Source organism: Nocardia abscessus NBRC 100374 (assembly GCF_000308455.1).
Taxonomy (GTDB): Bacteria; Actinomycetota; Actinomycetes; order Mycobacteriales; family Mycobacteriaceae; genus Nocardia; species Nocardia abscessus.
Genome location: NZ_BAFP01000085.1, coordinates 18,325 through 27,158, shown reverse-complemented (window position 1 = coordinate 27,158; position 8,834 = coordinate 18,325). Strand labels below are relative to the sequence as shown.

At 69.3% G+C, this 8,834-nt stretch carries 9 protein-coding genes and 1 pseudogene; 9 read left to right on the top strand and 1 reads right to left on the bottom strand.

The window, feature by feature from the left end:
* The 9 genes and pseudogenes from ON19_RS16910 to ON19_RS16875 all read left to right on the top strand — a co-directional run.
* Window positions 1-382: pseudogene (locus ON19_RS16910) on the top strand (serine/threonine protein kinase); the annotation flags it as partial.
* A 253-nt stretch (window positions 383-635) separates the two neighbouring features.
* Window positions 636-1,307 carry an HAD family hydrolase gene (locus ON19_RS16905; protein WP_043693074.1) on the top strand — a complete coding sequence of 224 codons (672 nt, stop codon included), beginning with the start codon at window positions 636-638 and terminating at the stop codon, window positions 1,305-1,307.
* A 159-nt stretch (window positions 1,308-1,466) separates the two neighbouring features.
* Window positions 1,467-2,330: a HalD/BesD family halogenase gene (locus ON19_RS16900; protein ID WP_043693071.1), complete on the top strand. Its 864-nt coding sequence runs from the start codon at window positions 1,467-1,469 to the stop codon at window positions 2,328-2,330.
* 44 nt (window positions 2,331-2,374) lie between these two features.
* Complete coding sequence (locus ON19_RS16895) at window positions 2,375-3,211, top strand: class I SAM-dependent methyltransferase (protein ID WP_174377699.1); 837 nt, start codon at window positions 2,375-2,377, stop codon at window positions 3,209-3,211.
* Window positions 3,208-5,022 (top strand): choline/carnitine O-acyltransferase, encoded by a 1,815-nt coding sequence (locus tag ON19_RS16890; RefSeq protein WP_043693064.1) that lies wholly within the window; start codon window positions 3,208-3,210, stop codon window positions 5,020-5,022. Before ON19_RS16895 ends, ON19_RS16890 begins: the two co-directional genes overlap by 4 nt.
* Window positions 5,023-5,122: 100 nt before the next feature.
* Window positions 5,123-5,404, top strand: coding sequence for a phosphoribosyl-ATP diphosphatase (locus ON19_RS16885; protein WP_174315390.1), 282 nt, complete (start codon window positions 5,123-5,125; stop codon window positions 5,402-5,404).
* Between the two features lie 45 nt (window positions 5,405-5,449).
* Window positions 5,450-6,301: an ATP phosphoribosyltransferase gene (hisG, locus tag ON19_RS16880; protein WP_043693062.1), complete on the top strand. Its 852-nt coding sequence runs from the start codon at window positions 5,450-5,452 to the stop codon at window positions 6,299-6,301.
* Window positions 6,302-6,414: 113 nt separating this feature from the next.
* A complete protein-coding gene (locus tag ON19_RS43810) occupies window positions 6,415-6,549 on the top strand; it encodes a hypothetical protein (RefSeq protein ID WP_255218394.1) in 135 nt (44 codons plus the stop codon).
* Window positions 6,549-7,748, top strand: a complete 1,200-nt coding sequence (locus ON19_RS16875; RefSeq protein ID WP_043693059.1) for a YeiH family protein — start codon at window positions 6,549-6,551, stop codon at window positions 7,746-7,748. The genes ON19_RS43810 and ON19_RS16875 overlap by 1 nt, the downstream gene beginning before the upstream one ends.
* A 174-nt stretch (window positions 7,749-7,922) precedes the next feature.
* On the opposite strand, the gene ON19_RS16870 is transcribed toward ON19_RS16875, so the two are convergent.
* Window positions 7,923-8,834: a RecB family exonuclease gene (locus ON19_RS16870; RefSeq protein WP_051168981.1), complete on the bottom strand. Its 912-nt coding sequence runs from the start codon at window positions 8,832-8,834 to the stop codon at window positions 7,923-7,925.

Below are 8,834 nucleotides of genomic sequence, written 5' to 3'. Positions count from 1 at the left end.
GCCCCAGCCCAGCACGTCCACCCCTGCCCCGACCACCACCGGCCCGAGCGCCACCGCGACGACCACCCCGTCCGGGCCGCCGACGCCCGACCGCATCGCTTCGTTCATCCAGGGCTACTACGGCATGCTGCCCACCAACGTGTCCGGCGCTTGGGCGCAGCTGGCTCCCGGATACCAGGCACAGACCGGTTACGACTCCTACGTCAACTTCTGGGGCACGATTCGCTCGGTGAGCGTGGGCTCGGTCACGCAGAAAGGTGCGAATCGGGCAGTGGTCGCCTTGACCTATACCCTGAGAAACGGCTCGACGACCTCCGAGAACCGATGGATCGAGGTTGTCGGCGACAGTGCCAAGCTGCAGATCGCCGGATCGGGCACCTAGTAGTGTGCACCTCCGCCGGATCGGTGTCCGGCCGCGTGTCCGACTTCGGCGTGACTGCGCCGATCGTGTGGCTGTCTCGGCCTCGCGCGGCGCGGCACGATGGACGGGACGCGGGGCGGTGCCCGGTCAATCCGGCTGCACGGTCGGGGCTTCGCCCGGCGGTACGGTTCGGAGGCCGACCTTGCCGGGTGGCCTGCGGATGCACCCGAGCTGTGCCCAATGACATGGACGAGATCTAGGAGACGTACCGAACGTGACAGCGCGACTGGCCGGGGTGCTCTGGGACATGGACGGCACGCTGCTCGACTCGGAGAAACTCTGGGACGTCGCGGTGCGCGAACTGGCACGTGAGCACGGACACGAGATGACCGACGAGATCCGGCACGCGTTGATCGGGGCGTCGGGCCCGAACGCTCTGCGGATCATGTTCACCGGCCTGGGTATCGAGCCGGACCCGGATTCGCTGCGGGCGGCGGGGGAGTTCCTGGAACGGCGGGTGACCGAGTTGATGACCGGCCCCATTCCATGGCGGCCGGGCGCGAAAGACGCGCTGGCCATGGTTCGCGCCGCCGGCCTGTCCAGCGCGCTCGTCACCAATACCAAGCGGTCGCTCACGGAGTTCGGGCTCGACACCTTGGGGCGCGACTTCTTCGATGTCTCGGTCTGCGGCGACGAGGTGGCGCAGGGCAAGCCGGAGCCGGATGTCTACCTGCGGGCCGCCGAGCTGCTCGGGCTTGATCCGGAACACTGTGTGGCGGTGGAGGATTCACCCACCGGTGCCCGTGCCGCCCAGGCCGCGGGCTGCGCCCTGGTGGTGGTCCCGTGTGAGATCCCGGTGCCGCACGTGCCGGGACGGGTGTTCCGTGATTCGCTGATCCGTCTCACCCTCGCGGACCTCGAACACGCTCTGCGCGTGCGCGGTTGAGCCGTTCGGGCGCCTGCGGTACGGCGCCATGCCCGGTCCCGTAGGCCGAGAGTTACTGTGCCGCAACGGGAGTGCGCGCAGATAGTAGGTGTGACCGTGATCACCGGCAATCTCGCCGAATCCCGGGCGTGTCGGCGAGCGCTCCACCAAAATGACGCCATGGCAGCGTTGGGCGTACTCGACGAGATCGTAGATTCCGCGCGGTATCCGCTGGCGGATCCGGAAGGGCCGGCGCTGCGGGAGGCGGTGCGGCGCGCCCGTGCGGAACTGGCCGACACCGGCTGCACCGTCCTGCGCGGTTTCATCCGCCCCGAGCTGACCGAGACCCTGCGGGCGCAGGGGGAGTCGATGGCCCCGCACGCACACTACGAGGTCGAGCGGGTCAACGCCTACAACATTCCGCTGGACGCCGAACTGCCGGAAGATCATCCGGGCCGGATCGTGCTGGAGCGGGGCAACGCCTTCGTCCCCCGCGACCGCATCCCCGTGGACGCGCTGATCCACCGCCTCTACACCGACGAGCTGTTCCAGCGCTTCGTCGCCGACTGCTTCGGCCTGTCCGAACTGCACGAGTTCGCCGATCCGCTGGCCGGACTGTGCCTCAACGTCGTCGCGCCCGGTATGTCGCATCCCTGGCATTTCGACACCAACGAATTCACCGTCTCCATGCTGACCCAGCCCGCCGAGGACGGTGGCGTCTTCGAGTACTGCCCCAACATCCGCACAGCCGAGGCGGAACACCTCGACGACGTCCGCGACGTGCTGACCGGCACCGGCGAGCGTTTCGTTCAGCGGCTCGAATTGCGTCCGGGCGACCTGCAGCTGTTCCAGGGCCGCTTCTCGTTGCACCGCGTCTCACCCGTCGGCGGTGCGCGTCAGCGCCATTCGGCCATCTTCGCCTACACCGATCGTCCCGGGATGGTCGGCACGGTGGAACGTACCCGGCAGTTGTTCGGCCGCGTGCTCCCCGACCATCTAGCCGCCGCGGCCGACGCTGTCCGGGGCGATCGACTGCTCGACTGAGCCGAACGGCTCGACTGACCGAGCTCGACCCGAGAGGACCGACAGTGCCAGTGCCGTTACACACGACCGGGAAAGCGTCTTTCGACGATATCTACGACCGCCCCGATCCGCGCGCGTACTACGCGCGCATGTCCGATCTGGACTACCGCATACCGGAACTGGCGAAGCCGCTCTTCCAGCAGCAGATCAGGGAATTCCGCGCCTCCGCCCGGGTCGCCGTGCCGACCGTGCTCGACATCGGCTGCTCCTACGGCGTGAACGCCGCGCTGCTGCGTCTGGACACCACGATCGGCGAACTGGCCGAGCATTATGCCGTCACCGACATCGATCGAGCCGGTTTGATCCGGCGCGACCGAGCCCGCGTCGCGGCGCGGGCCGGAGCCGACGACGTCCGCTTCCTCGGCATGGACGCCGCCCGCCCTGCCCTCGACTACGCGCACGAGGCCGGGCTCCTGCACGACGTGGTACACGCCGACCTGGAGTCCGGCGAACCGAACGACGAGCAGCGCGCCCTGCTCGCGACCGCCGATCTGGTCGTCTCCACCGGTTGCATCGGCTACGTCACCGAGAAGACCCTGACGCGCGTAGCCACCGCGCACCCACGCAGGCGGCCGTGGATGGCACACTTCGTATTGCGCATGTTCGACTTCGCACCGATCGAGGCGGAACTCGCCGCGCTCGGCTACCGGACCGAGCAGGCGCCGGGGTTGTACGAGCAGCGCAGGTTCGCCTCCACGGCCGAGCAGGCGCAGGTGCTGAACACCCTGTCCGCCAACGGGATCGACACCACCGGCCGGGAAGACCAGGGGTGGCTGTATGCCAACCTGTACCTGTCCAGGCCGCTGCCGAAACATCACGCCGACACCGAGGATCCGCATTGACCGAACGCACCTTCGCCGCCGACGACCACCTACCCCGGGTGCCCCTGCCGACGCTGGAGGACAGCTGTGGCCGATTCCTGCAGTGGTGCGAGCCGCTGCTGACGGCCGACGAGCTCGCCGCCACCCGGGCGGCGGTCGACGACCTGCTGCGACCCGACGGGCCGGGCCGAACGCTGCACGCGGCGCTCGCGGAGTACGACGCGACGCCCGGTGTGGGCAGCTGGCTGGACCTGTTCTGGCCGTCGCGGTACCTGGGCAGGCGGGACCGGATCGCCCTGAACGCGAATTTCTTCTTCCTGTTCCGGGAGGACACGCCCCTGGCGGTCTCCACCGCCGCCACTCAGGTGGACCGCGCCGCGGGCATCATCTCCGCCGCCGTCGACTACAAGCTGGCCCTCGACCAGGAGGCCGTCCCGGCGGTGACCCAGCGCGGGCAGAAGCTGTCCATGTGGCAGAACAAGTACCTGTTCTCCGAGACCAGGATTCCCGGTGTGGAGCAGGACAGCGTGCGGGTCCCCTACAGCGCGGAATGGCCGGGCCCCTCGCAGGCCCGGCACATTGTGGTGTTCTTCCGCGGCAGCACGTTCCGGATGGACGTGATCGGTCCGGACGGGGCGCCGTACTCACCGGAGGATCTCGCCGACGGGCTGCGCGCCGTGCTGAAGGCGGGCGCCCGCCCCACCCCCACCGACTCCGCCGTCGGGCACCTCACCACCAAGGCCCGCGCGGAGTGGGCGCAGAGCAGGCAGCGGCTGCTCGCCGAGCCGGTGAACGCCGCGGCGCTGGACGCGATCGAGACCGCGCTGTTCGCCATCTGCCTCGAGGACTTCGCTCCCCGCGACGAACTGCACGCCTGCGATCAGTTGCTGCACGGTGACAGCGCGAACCGGTGGTTCGACAAGTCGGTGTCGTTCATCGTCTTCGCCGACGGACAGGCGGGCATCAACGTCGAACATTGCGGACTCGACGGCACCACCATCCTCTCGTTCGTGGACGCGCTGCTGGAAACCCCGGTGCCGGAACACGCCGCGCGTTCCGGCGCGCAGGCGCAGGGGCTGCCCGCGGTCGAGCCGATCGAGTTCGTGCTGGACGCGGCGCAGCGCAGCGATATCGCCGCGGCGGGCGCGGCCTTCGCCGACTATGCCGCCCAGAACGCCACCCAGACGGTGTCGTTCCCGGACTTCGGCACCACCAGGGCCAAGCAGCTGGGCATCTCGCCGGACGCGTTCGCGCAGCTGAGCTACCAGCTGGCCCACCGGCGCAGCAAGGGGCTCACCGGCGCCACCTACGAGTCCATCGCGACCAGGCAGTACCGCAACGGTCGCACCGAGGCCATGCGGGTGGTCACCCCCGAGATGATCGCCTTCGTGGACTCGATGCAGGACCCGGACGCGGGCGCGGAGGCGAAGCTCGCCGCGGCGCGGACGGCGGCGGCCGCGCACGTGGAACGGGCCAAGCAGTGCCAGGCCGGAGACGCGCCCGAGCAGCACCTGTGGGAGCTGCAGTGGATCCAGCGCCGTCGCGGTGCGGAGCTGGGCGTCACCGACCCGATCCCGCTCTACGACAGCCCCGGCTGGACGATCATGCGCGACGACTACCTGAGCACCAGCTCGGCGCCGTCGGTGAACATCCGCTACTTCGGTTTCGGTTCCACCAGCTCCCGGTGCATCGGCATCGCCTACGTCCTGCTTCCGGACCGCTGGAACCTCTACCTCGCCACGCCGAAGCCGGTGGCCGACCAGATGCACGCCTTCGCCGACCACCTCCGCACGGCGGTCGCCGACCTGCAGGCATTGCTCGCCGGGAACTAGGCCGTCGCCGCCCGGTTCTTCCGCCCCGCCGGGGGCGGGGGAGCCGGGCGGTCGCCGGTTCCGGCCATCGTGGGCCGGAGCAACGGACCCGCATCCGGGTCTGAAACAATGGCTCATCGTGAAGAACTTCGAATCCCTGTTCGCCGAGCTGCAGGATCGTGCGGTCAACCGCCCCGAGGGGTCCGGAACCGTTGCCGCGCTGGACGCGGGCGTGCATACCCAGGGTAAGAAGGTGCTCGAGGAGGCGGGCGAGGTGTGGCTGGCCGCCGAACACGAGAGCGACGAGTCGCTCGCCGAGGAGATCTCCCAGTTGCTGTATTGGGTGCAGGTGCTGATGGTGGGTCGCGGGCTGAAGCTCGAAGACGTGTACCGACATCTGTGACGGCCGTCCGACACCCCGTTTCTCCTCCCGAAAGGACTTCCTCCCATGCTGCGCGTCGCAGTCCCCAACAAAGGCGCCCTGTCCGAATCCGCCGTCTCGATCCTGTCCGAAGCGGGCTACCGCAAGCGCACCGATTCGCGTGACCTGACCGTGCTCGACCCGGCCAACCAGGTCGAGTTCTTCTTTTTGCGGCCCAAGGACATCGCGATCTACGTCGGTTCCGGTGAACTCGACCTGGGCATCACCGGACGTGATCTCGCGCTGGATTCCGGCGCGCCGGTCCAGGAACGCCTCGCCCTCGGTTTCGGCCGCTCCACCTTCCGCTACGCCGCCCCGGCCGGGCGGGAGTGGAAGGTCGAAGACCTCCACGACAAGCGCATCGCCACCTCCTACCCGAACCTGGTGCTGAGCGATCTGCGCCGCCGCGGCATCGAGGCCGAGGTGATCCGCCTGGACGGCGCGGTGGAGATCTCCATCCAGCTCGGCGTCGCCGACGCCATCGCCGACGTCGTCGGCTCGGGGCGCACGCTGCGTCAGCACAATCTGGTGGCGTTCGGTGAATCGCTGTGCGACTCCGAGGGCGTGCTCGTCGAACGCAAGGACGCCGACCAGGACGACCGGGCGCGCAACCAGCTCGTCGCCCGGGTGCAAGGTGTGGTCTTCGCCCAGCAGTACGTCATGCTGGATTACGACTGCCCCAAGGACCTGCTCGACCAGGCCTTCGTCATCACCCCGGGACTGGAGTCGCCCACCGTGGCGCCACTGGCCGACACCGGCTGGATGGCGGTGCGCGCATTGGTTCCGCGCAAGCAGAGCAACGAGCTGATGGACAAGCTGGCCGATCTGGGCGCGAAAGCGATCCTGGCCACCGACATTCGCTCCTGCCGCGCATTCTGAACGCCGGATTCGTCCGATCCGCCTGATCCGTTCAGGCTGAGCGCAATCGGTGTGCACTGTGACCGGGTATTGCTACCGTGCGGCCTCTCGATGAGGAAACGCAAGGAGCCCCCGTGTCACAGTCACCACCCGAGGAGCAGTCGGGCAGCACATTCACCTGGAACGAGGACTGGCTGGCGGCGATCGCCGGGCTGATCCTGATCGCGCTGGTCCTGCTCGGCGTGATTCCGGACTGGCTGGTGCCGTGATGGCCGAGACCGGCGCTGGAGCGGCGAAGGATTCGAAGGCCCCGGCGGACAACGAATCCGGCGCGCAGGCGGCGCTTGGCCGGGTACCGTTGTCGGAAACCGAAGCGGTGCAGGCGGTGTCACGGCCGACCGCCGGGGCCATCGCGGTCGGCGTCGCGGTCGTGATCGTGCTCGGCGCCCTCACCCGCTACTTCGAGACGCAGGTGCCCCAATGGGCGGTGGACACTCCGTTCCGACGAGTCGCCAAGTCGATCGAATACCCGGTGTACGCCATCGCGCTCGGCTTGATCGGCAACGTCGTGCTCACCAGGCTGGCCTTGCGCGACCGGCTTTCGGCGGGCTTCCGTACCGAGTTCTTCATCAAGACCGGCGTGGTGCTGCTCGGCGCGTCGATCAATCTGAAGATCCTGGTCACCGCGGCGGGTCCGTCGATCCTGCAAGCGCTACTGCTGATCACGGCCGTATTCGGCTTCACCTGGTGGCTGGGCGGACGGCTCGGGCTGGACGACAAGCTGCGCGCGCTGCTGTCCTCAGCGGTGTCGATCTGCGGTGTCAGCGCGGCCATCGCCGCGGCGGGGGCGGTCCAGGCGCGGCGCGAGCAGATCGCCTACGCGGCCTCGCTGGTGATCGTCTTCGCGCTGCCCTCGATCTTCCTGCTGCCCTGGCTGGCGGAGGTGCTCGGGTTGCCGGACGCGGTCGCGGGCGCCTGGATCGGCGGCAATATCGACACCACGGCGGCGGTCGCGGCCGCGGGCGCGATCGCGGGGGAGCAGGCGCTGCAGATCGCCACCATCGTCAAGACCACGCAGAACGCTCTGATCGGCGTCGTCGCGATCGCGCTGACCGCGTACTTCACGCTGCGCGTCGAGCGGACGCCGGGGGCGGTGCGGCCCTCGGCGCGCCAGTTCTGGGAGCGGTTTCCGAAGTTCGTGCTCGGCTTCATCGCCGCGTCGGTCATCGGCACGCTGTACCTGCAGGCGGCGGACAAGAAGTCGGGCGCGGCGCACATCGCGATCGTCAACGATCTGCGCACCTGGTTCCTGATCTTCGCCTTCGTCTCCATCGGCCTGGAGTTCTCGCTGCGCGGGCTACGCGAAGCGGGCTGGCGACCGGTCGTGGTGTTCGGATCCGCTGCGCTCGTGAACCTCGCTGTGGGCCTGGGACTTTCGGTGTTGCTGTTCCACGACTTCAAAGTCTGAGAGCTGTCTCGTGCGGACCCGGCGCGCCGAGCCGGGCGTCGGGCGATGCGGCCCGCCCGGTCCGCATCGCGATCGCTACCGGCCACATGCCGCAGCGGAGCGCCGAGCCCATCGCCGCTCTCGGCGCACCCGGCGCGGCGCCGGAGCCGCCGTGCCGAGCGCCCGGCTGCTCGTCTATTCGGACACCGCTTCGGCCAAGGTCTCCTCCGGGGACTCGGTCACGCCGCCGGTGGGCCAGCCAGGGTAGGGCGGCGGCGTGCCGCCGAACGCCGGGCACAGCGGCTTGTAGTCGCAGTACGAGCACATCCGGCTGGTGTTCGGCTGGAACTCTCCGGTGCGGCCGGCCTCCAGGATGGCCGTCCACAGTGCCGAGAGCGTGCGCTCGAAACGCAGTAGCTCCTGCTCGTCGGGGGCGTAGGTGAGGATCTGCTCGTCGGCCAGGTAGAGCAGCCGTAGCTGGGCAGGGACGAGGCCGCGGGTGCGCAGCACCACCAGGGCGTAGAACTTCAGCTGGAACAGCGCCTTGGTCTCCTGCGTCGGCCCCGGCGCGCGGCCGGTCTTGTAGTCGACCACCCGCAAGGCCCCCGTCGGCGCGACGTCGATCCGGTCGACGAAGCCGCGCAGCACCGCGCCGTCGGCGAGTTCGACCTCCACCCGCGCTTCGCGCGACTCCGGATCGAACCGGGTCGGGTCCTCCAGCCGGTAGTAGCGGCGCACCAGCGCGCGCACCTCGCCGAGAAACCCGTCGAGCCGCTCCTCGGTGATCAGCTGCGCGACCTCCGGCTGCTCGGCGTGCACCCGTGCCCACGCCGACGGCACCAGGGCCTCGGCGCGCTCGGGCACCCGCTCGGCCGCGGGCAGGCCGTAGAGGTCCTCCAGCACCGCGTGCACCACCGTTCCGCGCACCGCGTGTACCGAGGGCTGCTCGGGGATCCGATCGATCGCCCGGAACCGGTATTTCAATGGACACTGCTTGAAATCCGTTGCCCGGGAAGGCGACAGCGCGGGCCGGGCGCGGCTCGGTGTCGCGTCGGGCTCGGACGTCCGCGCGTCGTCGGCAGGGGGCGTGGACACGGGCGAGCACAT

Excerpts from the sequence above, each read along its gene's own strand:
- hisG (WP_043693062.1), top strand. The coding sequence starts at position 5,450 with ATGCTGCGCGTCGCAGTCCCCAACAAAGGCGCCCTGTCCGAATCCGCC.
- ON19_RS16875 (WP_043693059.1), top strand. The coding sequence starts at position 6,549 with ATGGCCGAGACCGGCGCTGGAGCGGCGAAGGATTCGAAGGCCCCGGCG.
- ON19_RS16900 (WP_043693071.1), top strand. The coding sequence starts at position 1,467 with ATGGCAGCGTTGGGCGTACTCGACGAGATCGTAGATTCCGCGCGGTAT.
- ON19_RS16870 (WP_051168981.1), bottom strand. The coding sequence starts at position 8,834 with ATGTGCTCGCCCGTGTCCACGCCCCCTGCCGACGACGCGCGGACGTCC.